The sequence below is a fragment of the Noviherbaspirillum soli genome (assembly GCF_015352955.1).
Classification (GTDB): domain Bacteria; phylum Pseudomonadota; class Gammaproteobacteria; order Burkholderiales; family Burkholderiaceae_D; genus Noviherbaspirillum_A; species Noviherbaspirillum_A soli.
In genome coordinates this window covers 1-19,818 of the sequence record NZ_JACYOX010000028.1, presented here as the reverse complement: position 1 = coordinate 19,818, position 19,818 = coordinate 1, and the positions used below count along the sequence as shown (strand labels likewise).

Below are 19,818 nucleotides of genomic sequence, written 5' to 3'. Positions count from 1 at the left end.
CCGCTCTGATGGAAGACGGCGCTTCAGGCGCGCCGCGCAATGCGGCGGTCGCGGGCATTGCCCCAGATGGTGTCGGTGCAGTCGCTGATATGGCGCATTTCGCCGTCGCGGCTGACACAGTAGTCCTTGAAGACGATCATGTCCTCGACCTCGACATCATGGGCAATCCGGGTGTACTCGAAAATCATGCTCCGTACCACTTCGGCGCCGCCGACGATGTGGCTGCCGTGTCCAATCCAGGTCGGCCCGACGATGTGGCAGCCTGCTTCGATATGCGCGCCGGAACCGATGTACACCGGGCCCTCGATGGTCGTGCCTTCCCAGTCGATGCGGGCGTTCAGCCCGACCCAGACGCCCTCGGCCACTTGCTTGCCCGGCAATTTCAGGCTTTCCACCTCGCCCTGCATCACGCTTTGCAGCACGGTCCAGAAGTCGGTGATGCTGCCGATGTCGATCCATTCGAAGGGGCGACCCTGCGCGTAGAACGGCAGGCCTTTTTCCGCCAGCAGCGGGAACAGGTCGGAACCGATGTCGAACTCGGTGCCTAACGGAATCAGGTCAATCACTTCCGGTTCGAAGATATAAATGCCGGTGCTGGCGAAATTGGACAGTGCTTCTTCCTGTGCCGGCTTTTCCTGGAAACGCTGGATGCGGCCATCGGCGTCGGTGACGACCACGCCATAGCTCGATACCTTGTCCCAGGGCACTTCCTTGGTGATCACGGTTGCCATTGCGCCCTTGCGCTTGTGCTCTTCCACGGCAGCCTTGATATCCAGGTCGATCAGCGCATCGCCGCAGAGGACGATTGTCGTTTCGTCGAAGAAACCGCCAAATTCCTGGATTTTCTTCATGCCGCCCGCCGAGCCGAGCGGCACCGGCACGACTTCACCCTTGTCATCCGTATAGCCTTCAAACGAGTAGCCGATACGCACGCCAAACTGCTGGCCCTCTCCGAAATACTCTTCAATCTTTTCGTGCAGGTGACTGACATTGACCATGATCTCGTCCACGCCGCAACGCGCCAGATGCTCGATCAGGTAGGCCATCACCGGCTTGCCCAGCACCGGGATCATGGGCTTGGGCAGATCGTAGGTCAGTGGCCGTACGCGCGTCCCCTTGCCAGCGGCGAGTATCATTGCTTTCATATATTCACTCGTGAGTAATAGTTGTTGATCGGTAACGATAGCCTGCAGTCCAGGATAGCTGACTGCTGTGCCGGGGGCGGGCATGACAACGCCGAACCACGGCTGGATGTCATTATGACAACCAAGTCGCTGATCCGGCGTCTTTTGGTGGGCATGAAACGAAATGAAGGCTGTGCTCCGTTTCCGTTGCGCCCACGGCAGGGTTTATACGACTGCCATCTGCTCGCGCATGGCAGTCGCAGGTGCTACCTGGATGAATTCGCTGCCCGACGATGCTGCGGCGGCGGCAGCGGCCTTCTTTTCCTGCTGTTCGATTCGTGCGCGCGACGGCGGCAGGCGACGCAGGGTTTTCAATGCATTGATGTCGTGGATATAAATCGAACGCTGATCGACCGAAATTAGTCCCAACTCGTTAAACGCCGACAGCGTACGGCTTGCGGTTTCCAGGGTAACGCCCAGGTAATTACCGATTTCACGGCGCGTCATTGGCAGGTTGAATGCCTTGCCAGAGTAGCCGATTGCAGAGAAACGCTCGGAAAGCGAAACCAGGAAGCGGGCAACACGGGCTTCGACCGTCAGGGAGCCGAGCATGGTGATCATGCCCTGTTCACGGATCAGCTCGCGGCTCATCAGCCCGTAGAGCGCAGTTTCCAGAACCGGGTTGGTGCGGCCAAGCGCAGCGAATTTCGCAAACGGGATCAGGATGATGTCGCAGCTCGACAGTGCCACCGCCTCGGACGTGTATTTTTTGGTGTGTATGCCATCGATGCCGAACAGGTCGCCCTTCATCGGAAAGCTCAGAATCTGTTCGTTGCCGAATTCATCGATCATGACCGACTTCAGGAAGCCGCAATTGACGATGTAGAGCATGTCGAACGGCTGGCCCGCGGTATGGATGCGTTGACCGGCCTTGAACTGGACATGCTGGAAATGCTGGTCGTCGTCGCCGACGAATGTGCCTGACGGAATGCGGAGGAGATTACAGACATCATGCATATTGGACCAGATTTTATGCGTGCGACTGCCCGATCCCGCAGACCGCGTCGGTGTAGTGGTCGGAGCAGTGTTGCTTTCGATAGTTTGCGCACACGACATGGTGATCTCCTGTGATGGGTTAGGTTTGAATCGATTAGCGCCGCATCTTTTTAAGCATCAGCGTTTCTGTGCGGCAGTCTCAGGAAGAAGTATGTCGAAATGAAAACGCGGCCGGTATAGGACAGGCACTTGTTGCGTTGTAGGAAAAGATGAAGTCCCGCGACTTTTTCGCGTTTCTCAGGCGGGGCAAAGAGGAGGCCACGAGGCGGTTTTGCGGGCATCTCGTGGCGAAGGGAGATGTAGGACTACGTTTTTGATAGCAGGTTGCAGGAAAATACTGCTTTTCGGACGCCCGGCGTCAGATATTTGCGCTCGTTTTGCGCGATGTCGGCTTTGAGCAGGATTTGAAGCGAAGTGAGTTGCTTTGATAGCAACTTCGACGGACGGTGACGTATAGCTGCATTAAGCCTGCTTATCGGCAATTCGCCAATCTAAAAACGAACATAAAACCGTTGAACGCTTATTGTTCTGTATAAATATACAGTACAATTCAGCCGCTTTGGCCTTCTGTTTGGGCCGAGTAATCCATAGCGGCACATGAAAAAGATTCTTCTTACCCTCATCCTGGCCACGGCCTATTTCGGTGTCTCTGCGAAAAGCGGGGATGCCGTCGAGATGCTGGTCGATCAGGTTCTGGAAAAAACTGGTGACCTGCTGCGTGGCGCTGGGGTTCGCAGTGGTAGCTCGGCGACGGTGCCGGGCACTCAGCTTATCGAAGTTGCATTCTCGCCTAATGAAGGGAGCGAGGATCTGGTCGTTAAGGTGATCCAGTCAGCGCGAAGCAGCATCGGGGTGGCGGCATACTCCTTTACTTCCCCGGTCATTGCGAAGGCGCTGCTCAACGCTAAAAAGCGGGGCGTTGACGTGCGGGTGGTGGTGGATGAGAACGGTAACAAATCCAAGGCCAGCCTGGCGGCACTGAACCTGCTGGTTGGCGCAGGTATTCCTACGCGCACGATTTCGCGCTACGCGATTCATCATGACAAATACATGGTGGTGGATAAATCCACAGTGCAGACTGGCTCCTTTAATTACAGCAAGGCAGCGGCCAAATCGAACAGCGAAAACGTGGTGGTTATCTGGAATAACCCTGATCTTGCCCTGTCTTACCTCAAGCACTGGCAGGACCGTTTCGACCAGGGCAGAGACTACAAGAGCACTTACTGATGCCTTCGCAGCTAGGCAACTTTCCTAGTGGCGATATTTGCTGCTGATCGCCATCTCCACGGCCCGCAAGTCCGCTTCGATGGACTGGACCGATTCGGCCTGAGCAACCCGGACCAGCTCGCACAGCACGCGTCTGAGAACCGCCTTGTCTCTCTCGCTGGTGTCTTCCCTGACCGAAGACACCAGCATTTCTATCATCTCGTCGGATCGTTTCATGGTCCTCGTTCTCCTTGGATGCTGTTATGCCTGTACTTGCTCCTGATTCGGGAGTGTTATGCAATCGGCATGCCAGAGAGAGAATGAAGAAGGGAAAGGCGGATTGAAGAAGTGGTTTGCCGACATCACGCCTTGGCAGGGGGACGTTCATGTTGCGATCCGCGAGAAATCACCACCGCCATACATTGAAAAAAAAGCAATCCTGGTAAAAAAGGACCGGAAAAGTTTTCACGATGCTGGCAATGCGCGAATGCTTGGGCAATGAAAAAGGCCACGTGTCAACGTGGCCTTTTGTGTTCTGGCTCCCCGACCTGGACTCGAACCAGGGACCTGCGGATTAACAGTCCGTCGCTCTACCGACTGAGCTATCAGGGAAAAGAGGCGCTATTATAGGCGGGATATTGCAGTTCGCCAAGAGCGCGTTTGAAAAAATTTACCGCGTTCCTACAGTGCTCTCACTAAAGAGAAAAGGGCCTGATTTTGCAATCAGGCCCTCTTGTTCTGGCTCCCCGACCTGGACTCGAACCAGGGACCTGCGGATTAACAGTCCGTCGCTCTACCGACTGAGCTATCAGGGAAAGGAGGCAAGATTATAGTCTTGCCGTTCCTGCTTTGTCAAAGCATTGCAGAAAATAAAGACTGCACTCAGCCGGGCGGCTGCCCGACTGGTATTTGGCATTACAGAACGCTGGCGATTGCCTTCGCAACCAGGTCGATGTTCTTGCTATTCAGGGCGGCAACGCAGATGCGGCCGGTGTCGATTGCATAGATGGAATGCTCGGTACGCAGGCGTTCGACCTGGGCCTTGGTCAGGCCGGAATAGGAGAACATGCCGCGCTGGCGAACCACGAAACCGAAGTCCTGCGACGCGCCATTTTCAGCCAGTTTTTCCACCAGCAGCTTGCGCATCTCGCGGATGCGCACACGCATGCCAGCCAGCTCTTCTTCCCACGTCTGGCGCAGTTCCGGCGTCGACAGCACGGTGGCAACCACCTGGCCGCCATGGATGGGCGGGTTGGAATAGTTGGTGCGGATCACGCGCTTCAGCTGGGACAGCACGCGAGCGGCTTCCTCGGCGCTGACAGCCACAATGCTCAGCGCGCCAACGCGTTCACCGTACAGCGAGAACGACTTGGAGAAGGAGTTCGACACGAACAGCGGGCCGCCGGTCGCGGCGAAGCGGCGCACCACGTTGCCATCCTGCTCGATGCCGTCGCCAAAGCCCTGGTACGCCATGTCCAGGAAAGGCAGCAGGCCGCGCTGGCTGACGACGTCGATCACCTGGTCCCACTGGGCATCGGTCAGGTCGGCGCCGGTCGGATTGTGGCAGCAGGCATGCAGCACGACGATGGAGCCGGCCGGCATGGTTTGCAGCGCATTGAGCATGCCGTCAAAGTTCACGCCGCGGGTGGCAGGGTCGTAGTACGGATAGTTATTGACAGTGAAGCCAGCCGATTCGAACAGCGCACGATGATTTTCCCAGCTCGGATCGCTGATCCAGACCTGCGCATCAGGGGAAAAACGCTTCAGGAAATCCGCGCCCAGTTTCAGGCCGCCGGTGCCGCCCAAAGCTTGGACGGTAATCGCACGTTTTTCTTGAATTACAGCGCTGTCAGCCCCAAATACGAGTTCTTGCACCGCTTTGTCATAAGCAGCCAGGCCGTCGATCGGAAGATAGGTACGCGGCGCGGCTTTCTCCATCAGCAGCGCCTCCGCCTTGCGCACGCATTCCAGCAAAGGCACCTTGCCGTTGTCATCGTAATATACGCCGACGCCGAGGTTGATCTTGTTGGGATTCTTGTCCGCAACAAAGGCTTCGGTAATGCCCAGAATCGGGTCGCGGGGCGCCATCTCGATGGCGGCAAAGAGGGATGCAGGAGCAGGTGCGTTCATTGTGGTTGAATGAAAAGTTGACCGCAAAATCGATTACAGTCGGGTTGGATACTGCGTGGAGGGTTGTGTTGCCTTGCGTAAATATGCAGCCTGATATTTTACCAAAGGTCTGATGACAATGGCTGAATTATCCGAGGTTTCCAGCACGATAGACGAATCGAAAATCATCACTTTCCCCGACTCCGCATACCAGCTCTACCAGCCGTTTCCGCCTGCCGGCGATCAGCCGGATGCGATTGGCAAGCTGGTCGAGGGCATAGACGATGGTTTGTTCTACCAGACCCTGCTCGGGGTGACTGGCTCCGGCAAGACCTACACGATGGCCAATGTGATCGCCCGCTCGGGCCGTCCGGCCATCGTCTTTGCGCCCAACAAAACGCTGGCGGCGCAGCTCTACAGCGAATTCCGCGAGTTCTTTCCGCGCAATGCGGTGGAGTATTTCGTCAGTTATTACGACTACTATCAGCCGGAAGCCTATGTGCCCCAGCGCGATCTGTTCATCGAAAAAGATTCTTCGATCAACGAACATATCGAGCAGATGCGCCTGTCCTGCACCAAGTCTCTGATGGAGCGGCGCGACGTGGTGATCGTCGCCACGGTGTCGGCGATCTACGGTATCGGTAATCCGAATGAATACCACCAGATGATCCTGACCTTGCGGGCCAAGGACAAGGTGAGCCAGCGCGACCTGATCGCCCGCCTGATCCAGATGCAGTACACCCGCAATGAAGTCGACTTTGGCCGCGGCACCTTCCGCGTTCGAGGCGACACCGTCGATATTTTCCCGGCGGAGCATGCGGAACTGGCCATCCGGGTCGAGACATTTGATGACGAGATTGAAAGCCTGCAGCTTTTCGATCCGCTGACCGGCCGCATCCGGCAAAAAATCCCCCGCTTTACCGTGTATCCCGGCTCGCATTACGTGACGCCGCGCGGCACCGTTCTGCGGGCGATCGAGTCGATCAAGGAAGAGTTGCGCGAACGGCTGGATTTTTTCCGCAAGGAAAACAAGCTGATCGAGGAGCAGAGGCTGGAGCAGCGCACCCGCTTCGACCTGGAAATGATGCAGGAAATCGGCTTTACCAAAGGCATCGAGAACTATTCCCGCCACCTGAGCGGCGCCAAGCCGGGTGACCCGCCGCCGACGCTGGTCGATTATCTGCCGCGTGATGCGCTGATGTTCCTGGACGAATCCCATGTGCTGATCGGACAGTTGAGCGGCATGTATAACGGCGACCGGGCGCGCAAGACCAATCTGGTGGATTACGGCTTCCGGCTGCCATCGGCACTCGATAATCGTCCGCTGCGCTTCGATGAGTTTGAAACCAAGATGCGGCAAACGATCTTCGTCTCGGCGACGCCTTCCGAATATGAGGGCTCGCATGCCGACCAGGTTGTCGAGCAAGTGGTGCGCCCGACCGGCCTGGTGGATCCGCTCATCTCGGTACGGCCGGCAAGCACCCAGGTCGATGACCTGATGTCGGAAATCACTGAGCGGGTGGCGAAGAACGAACGCGTGCTGGTGACCACCCTGACCAAGCGCATGGCCGAGCAGCTGACCGAATTCCTGAGCGATAACGGTGTCAAGGTGCGCTATCTGCACAGTGATATCGATACCGTCGAGCGGGTGGAAATCATCCGCGACCTGCGTATCGGTACCTTCGACGTGCTGATCGGCATTAACCTGCTGCGCGAAGGCCTGGATATTCCGGAAGTGTCGCTGGTGGCGATCCTCGATGCTGACAAGGAAGGCTTTCTGCGTTCCGAGCGCAGCCTGATCCAGACCATTGGCCGCGCCGCGCGTAACCTGAACGGCATGGCTATTCTGTACGGCGACAAGGTGACAGACTCGATGAAACGGGCGATAGACGAAACCGAGCGTCGCCGCGCCAAGCAGGTTGCGTTCAACACCGCCAACAACATCACGCCGATGGGCATCCGCAAGGAGATCCGCGACCTGATCGATGGCGTCTACAGTCCGCAGGAAGCACGCGCCGAACTGCAGGTGGCGCAGGAGCAGGCGAAGTACGAGTCGATGAGCGAAAAACAGGTCAGCAAGGAAATCAAGCGACTGGAAAAAGCGATGATCGACCATGCCAAGAACCTGGAATTCGAGAAGGCGGCCCAGGTGCGCGACCAGTTGCGGATCCTGAAAGAGCAGCTGTTCGGCGCCGGTGGTTCCGACAATGTCGTGCCCATTGCCCGCAGTTAATCACCGAACAACGTAGAATCGCGTTTTTGCTTCCGGGTGCAGCCGATGTCCGACGCGATTCCTTCCTTGTTCACCGATGCGCTGAAGCTGGCGCATTCCTCCTGGCGGCCAGCGCTGCGGGATGGGCTGGCCGCCGTTTCCCGGACCAGTCCGAATTACCTGCCCGAACTGGCCGCCGATACCTTTTTGCCTACCGAAGGCCGCATCTTCGCGGCTTTTTCCCAGCCTCTGCCGTCGGTTCGCTACGTGCTGGTCGGCGAAGGGCCTTATCCGCGGGCTGAGAGCGCCACGGGTTACTGTTTCATGGATGGCGCAGTGCATGCGCTCTGGTCGGAAAAAGGCTTGTCCAAGCCAGTCAATCGCGCGACGTCGCTGCGCAACTTCATGAAGATGCTGCTGGTGACCAGCGGCCATTTGAAAAAAGGCCAGACCAGCGGCGCTGCGCTGGAACCGGTCGCAGCCCAGGCCAGCGCTGCCAATTCGCCATGGATCCAGACCCGTGAAGAATTGCAGGACAAGCTGCTGGGGCATGGTTTCCTGCTGTTGAATGCGGCGCTGGTGTTCCGGCCGCACGTGCCGCCGCTGAAAGAGGCAAAGGCTTGGCAGCCGCTGGTGCAGGCGGTGCTGGCCGCGCTGGCCGCGCAGGCTGAAAAGGAGAGGGGGGCATTGCCGACCATGGTGCTGTGGGGCAAGGCGGCGGAACTGCTGAGCGGCCTGCCGGAAAATGCGCTGTTCCCCAAGGTCGTATCCGAACATCCTTACAACCTGACCTTCATCGATAACGCTGGCATGCAGGCACTGTTCGGTCCCATGGATTTATTGCACAGGTGATACGTTAATCGCCTGGCTGTGAAATAATGCGGCCGCTGCAAAAAATCAGAAGGTTCCATCCGAAACCAATACCTGACAAGATTACTCAAGTTTGATATACTTGACCGAAATGTTCGGGAATGTCTTTTCCGTGTACTTGGAGCCGGATGCATGCGTTTAACAACCAAAGGCCGTTTTGCCGTCACCGCGATGATTGATCTGGCGCTGCGCCAGGACAAGGGTCCGGTTACGCTCTCCGGCATCAGCCAGCGTCAGGAAATTTCCCTGTCCTACCTCGAGCAGCTGTTCGGCAAGCTGCGCCGCCATGAAATCGTCGAATCCGTGCGTGGCCCTGGCGGCGGTTACCACCTGGCGCGCAAGGCGGAAGACGTGACGGTGGCCGACATCATCATCGCCGTCGACGAGCCGCTGGACGCCACCCAGTGCGGCGGCAAGGAAAACTGCCATGGACATACCCCGGAAAACGGCACCCGCTGCATGACGCATGACCTGTGGGCGACGCTCAATGCCAAGATGGTCGATTACCTGGACTCGGTTTCCCTCAAGGACCTGGTGGACCAGCAGAAGCAAAAAATGAATGAACACAACGTGGTCGTCGTACATCGTCCCCAAGCGGCCGCCTGATCCGAACGGAGTTGAACACTATGAATGCACCTTTGACCAAAAACCTGATCGACACCTTGAAAGCGCCGCATTTCCCCATCTACATGGACTATTCGGCGACGACGCCGATCGATCCGCGCGTGGCCGACAAGATGATTCCCTACCTGCGCGAGCAGTTCGGCAATCCGGCGTCGCGCAGCCACATGTATGGCTGGACCGCGGAACAGGCGGTGGAGCAGGCGCGTGAACAGGTGGCGGCGCTGGTCAATGCCGACCCGCGCGAAATCATCTGGACGTCCGGCGCGACCGAAGGCAACAACCTGGCGCTGAAGGGCGCCGCGCATTTCTACAAGACCAAGGGCAAGCACATCATCACGGTCAAGACCGAGCACAAGGCCGTGCTGGATACCGTGCGTGAGCTGGAGCGCCAGGGCTTCGAGGCCACCTACCTGCAGCCGCAGGACAACGGCCTGATCACCATCGCCCAGCTGGAAGAAGCGATCCGCCCTGACACCATCCTGGTCTCGGTGATGCTGGTCAATAACGAGATCGGCGTGATCCAGCCGATCGACGAGATCGGCGAACTGTGCCGCAAGAAGGGCATCATCTTCCATTGCGACGCCGCCCAGGCCACCGGCAAGATGCCGATCGACCTGCAGAAGACCAAGGTCGACCTGATGACCTTCACCGCGCACAAGACCTATGGCCCGAAAGGCATCGGCGCGCTGTTCGTGCGCCGCAAGCCGCGCGTGCGGATCGAGCCGCAGATGCATGGCGGCGGACACGAGCGCGGCCTGCGTTCGGGCACGCTGCCGGTGCACCAGATCGTCGGCATGGGCGAAGCCTTCCGCATCGCCAGGGAAGAGATGGACAGCGAGATCGAGCGCATCCGCGCATTGCGTGACCGCCTGGCCGCCGGCCTCACGCAAATGGAAGAAGTCTATGTGAACGGCGACATGGAGCATCGCGTGCCGCACAACCTGAACGTCAGCTTCAACTATGTGGAAGGTGAATCGCTGATCATGGCTATCAAGGACATCGCGGTGTCGTCCGGTTCGGCTTGTACTTCGGCCAGCCTGGAACCATCTTATGTGCTGAGGGCGCTGGGTCGCAGCGACGAGCTGGCGCACAGCTCGATCCGCTTCACCTTCGGCCGCTTCACCACCGAGGAAGACGTGGACTTCACGATCCAGCTGATCAAGGACAAGGTCACCAAGCTGCGCGAACTGTCGCCGCTGTGGGACATGTACAAGGAAGGGATCGACATCAATTCGATCCAATGGGCGGCACACTAATCACTGCATTCAAGGAGCAACACCATGGCTTATTCGGACAAGGTACTGGACCACTACGAAAACCCGCGCAACGTGGGCGCGTTTGAAAAGGGCGACGAAACCGTCGGCACCGGCATGGTCGGCGCGCCGGCCTGCGGCGACGTGATGAAGCTGCAGATCAAGGTCGGCGCCGATGGCGTGATCGAGGATGCGAAATTCAAGACCTATGGCTGCGGCTCGGCGATTGCGTCGTCGTCGCTGATCACTGAATGGGTCAAGGGCAAGACCCTGGACCAGGCGATGTCGATCAAGAACACCCAGATCGCGGAAGAGCTGGCCTTGCCGCCGGTGAAGATCCACTGCTCGATCCTGGCGGAAGACGCGATCAAGGCCGCGGTGCAGGACTACAAGGCCAAGCACGGCGCAAGCAGCGAAGTCGCCTGAGAGCAGGGCGGCATGGGCGGACGGCAATGACGTCCGCCGGCTTCATGGAGAGAGTGTAACGATGGCAATCACACTGACTGAAAAAGCGGCAAAGCATATTACCCGGTACATAGACCGGCGCGGCAAGGGCCTGGGCCTGCGCTTCGGCGTGCGCACCACCGGCTGTTCCGGCCTGGCCTACAAGCTGGAATATGTGGACGAGGCCACGGCGGAAGACAATGTGTTCGAGTCGCATGGCGTGAAGGTCTTCGTCGACCCGAAGAGCCTGCCGTATATCGACGGCACCGAACTGGACTTCGCGCGCGAGGGCCTGAACGAGGGCTTCAAGTTCCACAACCCGAACGTCAAGGACGAGTGCGGCTGCGGCGAAAGCTTCCGCATCTGAGCCGCGATACCTGCCTTGCTCCGGCAACAGGCGTCGTGCCTGTATTGACCCAGCCTGTTGAAGTCGGACAGGCTTTTGTTTTAGATGACCATGCAAAATCACTTTGAGCTGTTCCACCTGCCGCAGCAGTTTGACGTCGACATGAAGGCGCTGGACCAGGCTTATCGTGAAGTGCAGAACCAGGTGCATCCGGACAAGTTCGCCAGCAGCCCCGACGCCGAGAAGCGCGTCGCGATGCAATGGGCCACCCGCGCCAACGAGGCCTACCAGACGCTGAAGTCGCCGCTCAGGCGCGCCACCTACCTGTGCGAGCAGAACGGCGTGGACTTGCAGGCCGAGTCCAACACCGCGATGGCTCCGGCCTTCCTGATGCAGCAGATGGAATGGCGCGAGGCGCTCGACGACGCCCGCGCCGGCCGCGACCTCGATGCGCTGGAGCGCCTGGACAGGGAACTCGGCGCGGTGCGCCGCCAGGAACTGGTACGGATCGGCGCCGCGCTGGACGGCCGCGACTTCGCCACGGCCGCGCAGGGCGTGCGCCAGCTGATGTTCCTGGAAAAATTCGGCGACGAAGTCGCCGCCGCCTTTGACCGCTTGACGGATTAAGACCACACCATGGCATTACTGCAGATTTCAGAACCCGGCATGTCGACCGCGCCGCACCAGCACCGGCTGGCGGTAGGCATCGACCTCGGCACCACCAACTCGCTGGTCGCCACCGTGCGCAACAGCATTCCCGAAGTGCTGGACGACGAGGAAGGCCATGCGCTGCTGCCGTCGGTGGTGCGCTACCTGCCCAATGGCCATGCCAACATCGGCCACAAGGCCCACGCGGCGCAGACCACCGACCCGCGCAATACCGTGGTGTCGGTCAAGCGCTTCATGGGCCGGGGCCTGAAGGACATCGCCCATGCGGAGAACATGCCTTACGACTTCGTCGACCAGCCGGGCATGGTGCAGTTGCGCACCGTCGCCGGCGTCAAGAGTCCGGTCGAGATCTCGGCACAGATCCTGGCGACCCTGCGCCAGCGCGCCGAGGATGCGCTCGGCGACGATCTGGTGGGCGCGGTGATTACCGTGCCGGCCTATTTCGACGACGCCCAGCGCCAGGCCACCAAGGATGCGGCCAAGCTGGCCGGCCTGAACGTGCTGCGGCTGCTCAATGAGCCGACGGCAGCGGCGATCGCCTACGGCCTGGACCATGGCTCCGAGGGCGTGTACGCGGTGTACGACCTCGGCGGCGGCACTTTCGACATTTCCATCCTGCGCCTGTCCAAGGGCGTGTTCGAGGTGCTGGCGACCGGCGGCGACTCGGCTCTCGGCGGCGATGACTTCGACCACAGGATCTTTTGCTGGATCGTCGAGCATTCCCATCTGTCGCCGCTGTCGGATGAAGATACCCGGGTGCTAATGGTCAAGGCGCGTGAAGCCAAGGAGCTGCTGTCGACCAATGCGGAAACCCATATCGACGCGGTGCTGGGTTCGGGCGAGGAAGTGCATCTGACGCTGACCGCATCCACCTTCTTCGACATCACCCAGCACCTGGTGGCCAAGACCATTGCCGCCTCGCGCAAGGCGCTGCGCGACGCCGGCCTGGCGGTGGACGATGTCGACGGCGTGGTGCTGGTTGGCGGCGCGACCCGGATGCCGCATATCCGCAAGTCTGTCGGCGATTTCTTCCAGACCCTGCCGCTGGCCAATATCGACCCCGACAAGGTGGTGGCGCTGGGCGCCGCGGTGCAGGCCAACCTGCTGGCGGGCAACCGCGCGCCGGGCGACGACTGGCTGCTGCTGGACGTGATCCCGCTGTCGCTGGGCGTGGAGACGATGGGCGGCCTGGCCGAGAAGGTCATCCCGCGCAACTCGACCATCCCCTGCGCGCGGGCGCAGGAATTCACCACCTTCAAGGATGGCCAGACCGCGATGGCGATCCACGTGGTGCAGGGCGAGCGCGAGCTGGTGTCGGACTGCCGCTCGCTGGCGCGCTTCGAGCTGCGCGGCATACCGCCGATGGCGGCCGGCGCCGCCCGCATCCGCATCACCTACCAGGTCGATGCCGATGGCCTGCTGTCGGTGTCGGCGCGCGAGCTGCACTCGGGCGTGGAAGCCGCGATCACCGTCAAGCCTTCCTATGGCCTGGGCGACGACGACATCGCCCGCATGCTGCAGGAATCGTTTTCTTCCGCCGATACCGACATGCAGCTGCGCGCATTGCGCGAGGAGCAGGTGGAAGCGGAGCGCATCCTGCTGGCCACGCAGTCGGCCCTGGATGCCGATGCCGCCTTGCTGTCGGACCAGGAACGGGACGACATTGCACGGCTGATCGAGTCGCTGCGCAGCACCGCGCAGGGCACCGACCACCAGGCCATCAAGGAAGCGGTGGAAGCGCTGGCCCGCGGCACCGAGGAATTCGCCGCGCGGCGCATGGACCGCAGCGTGCGTGCCGCGCTGGCCGGCCGGAAGCTGGACGAGATTGCCTGAACGGGCGCATTGAACAACAGGATTTTTGAAGGAAAGCCACGTGCCACAAATCGTCGTGTTACCCCATCCCACCCTGTGCCCGGAAGGCGCCGTGATCGAAGCGCCCAAGGGCATGACGGTCTGCAATGCGCTGCTGGAAAACGATATCGAGATCGAGCATGCCTGCGAGATGTCCTGCGCCTGCACCACCTGCCATGTGATCGTGCGGGAAGGCTTCGATTCGCTCAACGAGCCGCTGGAAAAGGAAGAAGACCTGCTGGACATGGCCTGGGGCCTGGAAGCCAATTCCCGGCTGTCCTGCCAGGCGGTGGTGGACGAGGAAGACCTGGTGGTGGAAATACCGAAATACACCATCAACCATGCGCGTGAAAATCACTGAGCGAGGAGGCGACCATGAAGTGGACCGACACCATACGCATTGCGGAAGAACTGTTCGAGAAGCATCCGGAAGTCAATCCGCTGACAGTGCGCTTCACCGATCTGCATCGCTGGGTCTGCGAGCTCGACGACTTCGATGACGAGCCGTCGCGTTCGAATGAAAAGATACTGGAAGCGATTCAGATGGCGTGGATAGAGGAAGCGGAGTAGGGCTTCAGCCTTGCGCATCCATCAAAAAGCCCTGCCGCCGTGACTGGCGCCAGGGCTTTTTGATGTCCGCCGCAGTCCGCCCGGCCCGTTTCTTCAGCAAGGCAGGGCGATTGCAGTCGGACGGCCTGGCGCTGCCTCCTGCCGCCATTCAAGGCAGGCTCTGCGTCAGCAGCGCCTCCAGCACCTTGGGCTGGAATTGCCTTTCCGTGGTAATCGCATAAAAGTTTTCAAACACCTCCGGCACCACGCAGTACTGCTGCAGCAGACCGATCTTCAATTCATCCTGCACCACCACGGCAGGCACCAGCGCCACACCGCCCGAGTCGCGCGCCAGCAGGCGCAGCATGGCCATGTCGTCGACTTCGGCGAAGATGTCCACAGCGATGCCCCGGGCTTCGCACAGCATGTTGAACTCGGTACGGATGTCGCTGCTGTGGCCGGGCAGCAGCAGTTTCATGCCCTTCAGGTCTGCGGGAAAACGGAAGGGCTTGTTGCCTGCCAGCGGCTTGCCAACGAGGCAGACCGGCTGCCGCGCTATCCTGCGACAACGCCACGCCTGCTCTTCATCGGCACTGACAGGCCGGTTCGACAGTACGATGTCCAGCTTGTGCACCGCAAGCCGGCCAAGCAGCTCATCCAGCGTTCCGGATTCCAGCACCAGCTTTACCTCTTCCATGCCCATCACGGGGCGCAGGAAATTTTCCTGGAAGTTGCGTGACAGCGTGGCAACCGCGCCCACCCGCAGGCGCTGCGATCTCTGGCCGCGCCCGGCTGCCACGACCTCGATCAGCTCATTGCCCATCGCGAAGATATTGTCCGCGTAATCGAGTACCACATGCCCGAGTTCGGTGAGCTTGAGCGAGCGGCCCTCGCGCAGGAACAGCGCGTAACCGAGTTGCTCTTCAAGCTGCCGGATCTGCATCGATAGCGCCGACTGCGACAGGTGCATCTGCTCCGCAACCCGCGTCAGATGACCTTCCTTGGCGACCATCCAAAAATAGTAGAGATGGCGGTAATTCAGGAGTGTGAAAGGCATCGTTCTGTTTTATTGATGAACTATTGGTTAATTATATATTTTACTTAATCTGTGGCGCACGGCACAGTAGCGCATCTTTTCGTGGGAGTCGCCAATGATAAATACTGATATCACCGCATTGCTGTGGCTTATGCCGCTGGCATATGCGCTCGCCCTCATTCCTGCGCTCGCCGGCATTGGCGAGCAACGCGCCTGGCGGATCGCGAAAGGCAGCGCGGCAGCGGTCCTCGGCCTTGCACTGAGCGTTCTGGCAGCGGCGGCCTGGCAGGCCGGCGCCGGCCATGGCGGCATCGACGCGCCGGGCCTGGCGATGGCTTGCCTGATCGGCCTGCTCAGCTGGGTCATCCTGCGCTTTTCCCATCGCTATCTGCAGGGCGAGCCGGGCCAGCACGGCTATATCGCCGCGATGCTGTTCACGCTCGCATCGGTCAGCGTGGTGTGCATCACCGATCATCTTGGTGTGCTGGCGCTGGCATGGCTATTCAGCAGCCTGGGCCTGCATCGTCTGCTGATGTTCTATGCCGATCGTCCTGTCGCATGCGTGGTCGCCCACAAGAAATTCCTTGCCAGCCGGTTGGCCGATCTCAGCCTTGCCCTGGCCCTGGGCCTGATCTACGCCGAGGCGGGCACGCTTTCCATGCAGGGCATCGCTGCACACGTGGCTGCCTCGGCAAGCCTGGCGCCCGGCATGCATGCCGCGATGGCGCTGGTGGCGCTGGCGGTGATCTTCAAGTCGGCGCAACTGCCGGTGCATGGCTGGCTGATACAGGTCATGGAAGCGCCGACGCCGGTATCGGCACTGCTGCATGCAGGCGTGGTCAACCTGGGTGGCCTTGTGCTCATCAGGCTGGCGGCGCTGCTGTCGGCGGCTCCTGTGGCGCAGGCGATGCTGGTAGTGGTCGGCAGCCTGACCGCGGTGCTGGCCGGGCTGGTGATGATGACCCGCATCAGCATCAAGGTGCGGCTCGCATGGTCGACCTGCGCGCAGATGGGCTTCATGCTGCTGGAATGCGGTCTGGGGCTGTATGAGCTGGCCATGCTGCATCTGCTGGCGCACTCGCTGTACAAGGCCTATGCCTTCCTGACGGCTGGCGAGGCGGTGATGGACACACGTCGCCGCCAGTTGTTTCCCGACAGCGCCGCAGACTCTCCGCTGAGGCTGCTGGCCGGGCGCCTTGCTGCCGCGCCGCTGGCGATGGCTGCCGTCTGGCTTTCCACGGTCGCGTGGCAGGCAGTATCGCCGCATGCGCAGGTGCCCGCCATCGTGGTGCTCATCATCGGACTCGGACTCGCTCCGCTGCTTTGGCAAAACACCCCGTCGCGCATGCTGCGTGGCGTGCTGGCCGTGCTGTTGCTGGCCCAGCTCTATGTCGGATGGCATCTGGCTTTTTCCGCGCTGCTGACCTTGCCCGGCAGCCAGGTTGCCGCGCCTCTGGTGGCCTGGGTCGCCGTCTGCTTCGCGCTGCTGTATGGCGTGCAAGCCTGGCTGCTTGCCTTTCCCGGCGGACGACTCTCGGTTGCCCTGTATCCCTGGGCTTATGCCGGCTTTTACCTCGATGAGCGCTTCACCAGGCTGACCTTCCGCATCTGGCCGGTGCAGCTGCCGCACCGTGCACCAAATCCATTCCCTATCGTCACCGGAGAACAAGCATGAAAATCGCAGATGCCGTGTTTCGCCCCGCGCAGGAGAACATCATCGAATCGCTGGAAGCGGCCTGCCGGGCGGTTGCGCCCACCTGGCCGCTGGACCGTTTCATCGCCGTCAATCCTTACTGGAGCTGGGTAGATCAGCCTTTCAATGCCACCGCGCAGCAGCTCGGCCGTCTCGCAGGCAGCCGGATGTGGATGCCGCGCGGTTTCTACCAGGACGCATGGCGGAAAGGACAGCTGACACGCGCTCATCTGGCGCTTGCGGTAAAGGAAGCCGGCTTGCTGTGCGGTGTCGACAGCGTGATCGAAGCAATGCACCAGCCAGCGCCGATTCCTGCCGCACTGCCGCTGCCTTCAGACCTGCTCGACGCATCCCGCGACCTGTCCCGCGAGCCGGCCTGGCGCTCCACCATCACCCATCAGGTAAGCCAGTTCTGCGCCGCTTATTTCGATGCCGAACAGGCAGACTGGCATCTGCCGCATCAGGCCACGCTGTTTGCAGGCTGGCGCGCCAATATCCTGCATGACTATGGCATTGGCATGCTGATGAATGCGCCGCAACTGCGCAGCCGCGTTGCGTCCCTGCCTGGCACGGCAATGGAGGCAATCGCCATGGCCATCGAAGGACTGGGCGTGCCGGCCTCCGGCAGCCAGGCCCTGATGACAGCCTGCCTGCTGCGCATCAATGGCTGGGCCGCATGGTGCGCCTATCTGCGCTGGCAAGCCAGGCTGGAAGGCAGGGATGACAACCACATCGTTGACCTTCTGGCCATTCGCTTGTGCTGGGAATATCTGCTGCATGAAGGTAATGCCGGGGCCGGCAAGGCGGCCTGGCATCAGGGCTGGGCCAGCGGGCAGGGCGCCGTCAATCAAGCCGTCAATCAAGCCGTTAATCAAGCGGACTTCGATGCATTGCTTCAGAGAGGGCTGGAGCTGGCCTATCAGGAAAGGCTCTGTGCTTCGCTGATGCATAAGCCTGCCTTGCCTGGGCAGTCCGCTGCAGCCACGGCGGTGCAGGCCGTGTTCTGCATCGACGTGCGTTCCGAGGTGCTGCGCCGTGCGCTCGAAACCGTCTCGCCGCAAGTGCAGACGATGGGGTTCGCAGGCTTCTTTGGCCTGCCCGTCAGCTATCAGGCGCTGGGCAGCGATGTCGTCCGGCCGCAATTGCCCGGCCTGCTCGCGCCCAGCCTGTGCGTGACCGACAGTTGCGGGCTGCCCCACGAGGATCGCGCGCTGGCGGCCGCGCAGCGTGCCAGGATGGCCGCCGTGAAGTCATGGCAGCCGTTCCAGCGCCTGCCCGGCTCCGCGTTCGCGCTGGTGGAAACCCTGGGGCTTTCCTATCTCGGCAAGCTGGTCAGGCGCAGCCTGCCGGCAAGGCATGCGCCGGCAGATCCTGCCAGGCAGGGTTTCGCGGCCCATCCCGGATTGCGCCCGGTCCTGGTGTTCGAAGGCAGCGACGCGCTGGTGCGCCAGGCCGACCTGGCGGAGAAGGTGCTCAAGGCCATGGGACTGCGCGACGCCTTTGCCCGCATCGTGCTGCTTGCCGGGCATGGCAGCCAGAGCGCAAACAATCCGCATGCCGCTGGCCTGGACTGCGGCGCCTGCTGCGGACAGACCGGTGAAGTCAATGCACGCGCTTTGGCCGGACTGCTGAACCACAAGGGCGTGCGCGAACTGCTCGCAACGCGTGGCGCGTCGATTCCGGCCGACACGCTGTTCATCGCCGGCCTGCACAACACCACCACGGACGAGGTGGTGCTGTTTGACACCGATAGCGCGCCAGCCAGCCACCAGCAGGACCTGTCAGCGTTGCGCGAATGGCTATCCCGGGCTGGCGACCTGGCGCGCCGGGAGCGCGCGCCGGCACTGGGCATGGCGCATGGCGCAGCGCAGCCGCAGGCACTGCGCGATGCGCTGGTATTGCGCGCCAATGACTGGGCGCAGACCCGGCCGGAATGGGGGCTGGCCAACAATGCCGCCTTCATCGCCGCGCCGCGTGCGCGCACCCGCGGCATCAACCTGCAGGGACGCAGCTTCCTGCATGATTACCAGTGGACCCAGGATGCCGACAACAGCATCCTGGAACTGATCATGACCGCGCCCATGGTCGTGGCGCACTGGATCAACATGCAGTACTACGCATCCACCGTCGACAACGGCCGCTACGGCAGCGGCAACAAGGTGCTGCACAACGTCGTCGGCGGCCACATCGGCGTGTTCGAAGGCAATGGCGGCGACCTGCGCATCGGCCTGCCGATGCAGTCGCTGCATGATGGCCGGCAGTGGATGCATACGCCGCTGCGCCTGTCGGTGTTCATCGAGGCGCCGCGCGAGCGCATCGAGGCGGTGATGGCCAGGCATGCGGTGGTACGCCAGCTGGTGGAGAATCGCTGGCTGTATCTGTTCAGGATCGATAGCCAGGCCGATGCCGTGGAAGCTTTTGCCGAAGGCGCATGGCAGGTGTGGAATTGAGTTGTGTAGAGCGATGCCTTGCAGATGGCGTGAACCCGCGAGGTTGAGCGCGCATTGGTGCCATGTCCCTTGAATACTGTCGAGCGTGTCGTGGCGGCATGGGTAGGGTGCAATACCCCAAAGGGGCATTGCACCATCGGTCGATTAAGGAAGTCGGCGGCAATGCCGTCCGGCCCTGCGGCCGTGGTGCAATGCCCTTCGGGTATTGCACCCTTGTATTATTCCGTCAGTTCGGTTGTGTAGTAATTCCGACGGTCTTGTACGACAAGCGTCGGAATGGTTGTAGCAGTTCCTTGGGGGCACCCAAGGAACGGGCGGCTGGATGC

Annotated in this window: 19 protein-coding genes and 2 tRNA genes; 14 read left to right on the top strand and 7 right to left on the bottom strand. The window is 60.8% G+C overall.

All coding sequences use genetic code 11. The features are described 5' to 3' along the window. Nucleotides 1-23: 23 nt before the first annotated feature. Together IGW04_RS18110 and IGW04_RS18105 are read right to left on the bottom strand one after the other, a co-directional pair. On the bottom strand, nucleotides 24-1,145 hold the full coding sequence (locus tag IGW04_RS18110; RefSeq protein WP_194714491.1) for a sugar phosphate nucleotidyltransferase: 1,122 nt from the start codon (nucleotides 1,143-1,145) through the stop codon (nucleotides 24-26). A gap of 204 nt (nucleotides 1,146-1,349) precedes the next feature. Continuing rightward, nucleotides 1,350-2,240: a Crp/Fnr family transcriptional regulator gene (locus tag IGW04_RS18105; RefSeq protein ID WP_194714490.1), complete on the bottom strand. Its 891-nt coding sequence runs from the start codon at nucleotides 2,238-2,240 to the stop codon at nucleotides 1,350-1,352. 537 nt (nucleotides 2,241-2,777) lie between these two features. Between IGW04_RS18105 and IGW04_RS18100 the strand changes: the two genes are divergently transcribed. Further along, on the top strand, nucleotides 2,778-3,407 hold the full coding sequence (locus tag IGW04_RS18100) for a phospholipase D family nuclease (protein ID WP_228527183.1): 630 nt from the start codon (nucleotides 2,778-2,780) through the stop codon (nucleotides 3,405-3,407). A 24-nt stretch (nucleotides 3,408-3,431) separates the two neighbouring features. On the opposite strand, the gene IGW04_RS18095 is transcribed toward IGW04_RS18100, so the two are convergent. Further along, nucleotides 3,432-3,623 carry a hypothetical protein gene (locus IGW04_RS18095; RefSeq protein WP_194714489.1) on the bottom strand — a complete coding sequence of 64 codons (192 nt, stop codon included), beginning with the start codon at nucleotides 3,621-3,623 and terminating at the stop codon, nucleotides 3,432-3,434. A gap of 58 nt (nucleotides 3,624-3,681) precedes the next feature. Here IGW04_RS18095 and IGW04_RS18090 point away from each other — a divergent pair, with 58 nt between their 5' ends. Further along, nucleotides 3,682-3,888 carry a hypothetical protein gene (locus IGW04_RS18090; RefSeq protein ID WP_194714488.1) on the top strand — a complete coding sequence of 69 codons (207 nt, stop codon included), beginning with the start codon at nucleotides 3,682-3,684 and terminating at the stop codon, nucleotides 3,886-3,888. A gap of 34 nt (nucleotides 3,889-3,922) precedes the next feature. Here IGW04_RS18090 and IGW04_RS18085 read toward each other — a convergent pair. From IGW04_RS18085 to IGW04_RS18075, 3 genes are all read right to left on the bottom strand, one after another. Next, nucleotides 3,923-3,998: transfer RNA gene (locus IGW04_RS18085), tRNA-Asn, on the bottom strand. A 127-nt stretch (nucleotides 3,999-4,125) separates the two neighbouring features. Beyond that, nucleotides 4,126-4,201, bottom strand: a tRNA-Asn gene (locus IGW04_RS18080). Nucleotides 4,202-4,301: 100 nt separating this feature from the next. Further along, a complete protein-coding gene (locus IGW04_RS18075; protein WP_194714487.1) occupies nucleotides 4,302-5,516 on the bottom strand; it encodes an amino acid aminotransferase in 1,215 nt (404 codons plus the stop codon). A 118-nt stretch (nucleotides 5,517-5,634) separates the two neighbouring features. Here IGW04_RS18075 and uvrB point away from each other — a divergent pair, with 118 nt between their 5' ends. From uvrB to iscX, 10 genes are all read left to right on the top strand, one after another. Next, a complete protein-coding gene (uvrB, locus tag IGW04_RS18070) occupies nucleotides 5,635-7,728 on the top strand; it encodes an excinuclease ABC subunit UvrB (RefSeq protein ID WP_194714486.1) in 2,094 nt (697 codons plus the stop codon). Between the two features lie 45 nt (nucleotides 7,729-7,773). Beyond that, nucleotides 7,774-8,559, top strand: a complete 786-nt coding sequence (locus IGW04_RS18065; protein ID WP_194714485.1) for a uracil-DNA glycosylase family protein — start codon at nucleotides 7,774-7,776, stop codon at nucleotides 8,557-8,559. A gap of 150 nt (nucleotides 8,560-8,709) precedes the next feature. Then, a complete protein-coding gene (iscR, locus tag IGW04_RS18060) occupies nucleotides 8,710-9,183 on the top strand; it encodes a Fe-S cluster assembly transcriptional regulator IscR (RefSeq protein WP_194714484.1) in 474 nt (157 codons plus the stop codon). A 20-nt stretch (nucleotides 9,184-9,203) separates the two neighbouring features. Next, nucleotides 9,204-10,457, top strand: coding sequence for an IscS subfamily cysteine desulfurase (locus tag IGW04_RS18055; RefSeq protein ID WP_194714483.1), 1,254 nt, complete (start codon nucleotides 9,204-9,206; stop codon nucleotides 10,455-10,457). Between the two features lie 24 nt (nucleotides 10,458-10,481). Next, a complete protein-coding gene (gene iscU / locus IGW04_RS18050; RefSeq protein ID WP_194714482.1) occupies nucleotides 10,482-10,880 on the top strand; it encodes a Fe-S cluster assembly scaffold IscU in 399 nt (132 codons plus the stop codon). 61 nt (nucleotides 10,881-10,941) lie between these two features. After that, nucleotides 10,942-11,265 (top strand): iron-sulfur cluster assembly protein IscA, encoded by a 324-nt coding sequence (iscA, locus tag IGW04_RS18045; RefSeq protein ID WP_194714481.1) that lies wholly within the window; start codon nucleotides 10,942-10,944, stop codon nucleotides 11,263-11,265. Between the two features lie 90 nt (nucleotides 11,266-11,355). Continuing rightward, on the top strand, nucleotides 11,356-11,871 hold the full coding sequence (gene hscB / locus IGW04_RS18040; protein ID WP_194714480.1) for a Fe-S protein assembly co-chaperone HscB: 516 nt from the start codon (nucleotides 11,356-11,358) through the stop codon (nucleotides 11,869-11,871). 9 nt (nucleotides 11,872-11,880) lie between these two features. Beyond that, nucleotides 11,881-13,746, top strand: a complete 1,866-nt coding sequence (gene hscA, locus IGW04_RS18035) for a Fe-S protein assembly chaperone HscA (RefSeq protein ID WP_194714479.1) — start codon at nucleotides 11,881-11,883, stop codon at nucleotides 13,744-13,746. A 40-nt stretch (nucleotides 13,747-13,786) separates the two neighbouring features. Continuing rightward, complete coding sequence (fdx, locus tag IGW04_RS18030) at nucleotides 13,787-14,125, top strand: ISC system 2Fe-2S type ferredoxin (protein WP_194714478.1); 339 nt, start codon at nucleotides 13,787-13,789, stop codon at nucleotides 14,123-14,125. A 14-nt stretch (nucleotides 14,126-14,139) separates the two neighbouring features. After that, nucleotides 14,140-14,334: a Fe-S cluster assembly protein IscX gene (gene iscX / locus IGW04_RS18025; RefSeq protein WP_194714477.1), complete on the top strand. Its 195-nt coding sequence runs from the start codon at nucleotides 14,140-14,142 to the stop codon at nucleotides 14,332-14,334. 148 nt (nucleotides 14,335-14,482) lie between these two features. On the opposite strand, the gene IGW04_RS18020 is transcribed toward iscX, so the two are convergent. Then, the gene (locus tag IGW04_RS18020) at nucleotides 14,483-15,370 is read right to left on the bottom strand and encodes a LysR family transcriptional regulator (RefSeq protein WP_194714476.1); all 888 of its coding nucleotides are present in this window, start codon (nucleotides 15,368-15,370) and stop codon (nucleotides 14,483-14,485) included. Between the two features lie 94 nt (nucleotides 15,371-15,464). On the opposite strand from IGW04_RS18020, the gene IGW04_RS18015 reads away from it, so the two are divergent. Continuing rightward, complete coding sequence (locus IGW04_RS18015; protein WP_194714475.1) at nucleotides 15,465-17,024, top strand: NADH-quinone oxidoreductase subunit L; 1,560 nt, start codon at nucleotides 15,465-15,467, stop codon at nucleotides 17,022-17,024. Next, nucleotides 17,021-19,492, top strand: coding sequence for a YbcC family protein (locus IGW04_RS18010; RefSeq protein ID WP_194714474.1), 2,472 nt, complete (start codon nucleotides 17,021-17,023; stop codon nucleotides 19,490-19,492). The genes IGW04_RS18015 and IGW04_RS18010 overlap by 4 nt, the downstream gene beginning before the upstream one ends. The last annotated feature ends 326 nt before the right edge of the window (nucleotides 19,493-19,818 follow it).

Bases quoted from the DNA above. Each gene is read 5' to 3' on its own strand.
- IGW04_RS18055 (WP_194714483.1), top strand. From the start codon at position 9,204: ATGAATGCACCTTTGACCAAAAACCTGATCGACACCTTGAAAGCGCCG.
- iscA (WP_194714481.1), top strand. From the start codon at position 10,942: ATGGCAATCACACTGACTGAAAAAGCGGCAAAGCATATTACCCGGTAC.
- IGW04_RS18010 (WP_194714474.1), top strand. From the start codon at position 17,021: ATGAAAATCGCAGATGCCGTGTTTCGCCCCGCGCAGGAGAACATCATC.
- uvrB (WP_194714486.1), top strand. From the start codon at position 5,635: ATGGCTGAATTATCCGAGGTTTCCAGCACGATAGACGAATCGAAAATC.
- iscU (WP_194714482.1), top strand. From the start codon at position 10,482: ATGGCTTATTCGGACAAGGTACTGGACCACTACGAAAACCCGCGCAAC.
- hscA (WP_194714479.1), top strand. From the start codon at position 11,881: ATGGCATTACTGCAGATTTCAGAACCCGGCATGTCGACCGCGCCGCAC.
- IGW04_RS18020 (WP_194714476.1), bottom strand. From the start codon at position 15,370: ATGCCTTTCACACTCCTGAATTACCGCCATCTCTACTATTTTTGGATG.
- IGW04_RS18015 (WP_194714475.1), top strand. From the start codon at position 15,465: ATGATAAATACTGATATCACCGCATTGCTGTGGCTTATGCCGCTGGCA.
- IGW04_RS18110 (WP_194714491.1), bottom strand. From the start codon at position 1,145: ATGAAAGCAATGATACTCGCCGCTGGCAAGGGGACGCGCGTACGGCCA.
- IGW04_RS18075 (WP_194714487.1), bottom strand. From the start codon at position 5,516: ATGAACGCACCTGCTCCTGCATCCCTCTTTGCCGCCATCGAGATGGCG.
- IGW04_RS18095 (WP_194714489.1), bottom strand. From the start codon at position 3,623: ATGAAACGATCCGACGAGATGATAGAAATGCTGGTGTCTTCGGTCAGG.
- IGW04_RS18100 (WP_228527183.1), top strand. From the start codon at position 2,778: ATGAAAAAGATTCTTCTTACCCTCATCCTGGCCACGGCCTATTTCGGT.
- iscR (WP_194714484.1), top strand. From the start codon at position 8,710: ATGCGTTTAACAACCAAAGGCCGTTTTGCCGTCACCGCGATGATTGAT.
- IGW04_RS18090 (WP_194714488.1), top strand. From the start codon at position 3,682: ATGCAATCGGCATGCCAGAGAGAGAATGAAGAAGGGAAAGGCGGATTG.
- hscB (WP_194714480.1), top strand. From the start codon at position 11,356: ATGCAAAATCACTTTGAGCTGTTCCACCTGCCGCAGCAGTTTGACGTC.
- IGW04_RS18105 (WP_194714490.1), bottom strand. From the start codon at position 2,240: ATGTCGTGTGCGCAAACTATCGAAAGCAACACTGCTCCGACCACTACA.
- IGW04_RS18065 (WP_194714485.1), top strand. From the start codon at position 7,774: ATGTCCGACGCGATTCCTTCCTTGTTCACCGATGCGCTGAAGCTGGCG.
- iscX (WP_194714477.1), top strand. From the start codon at position 14,140: ATGAAGTGGACCGACACCATACGCATTGCGGAAGAACTGTTCGAGAAG.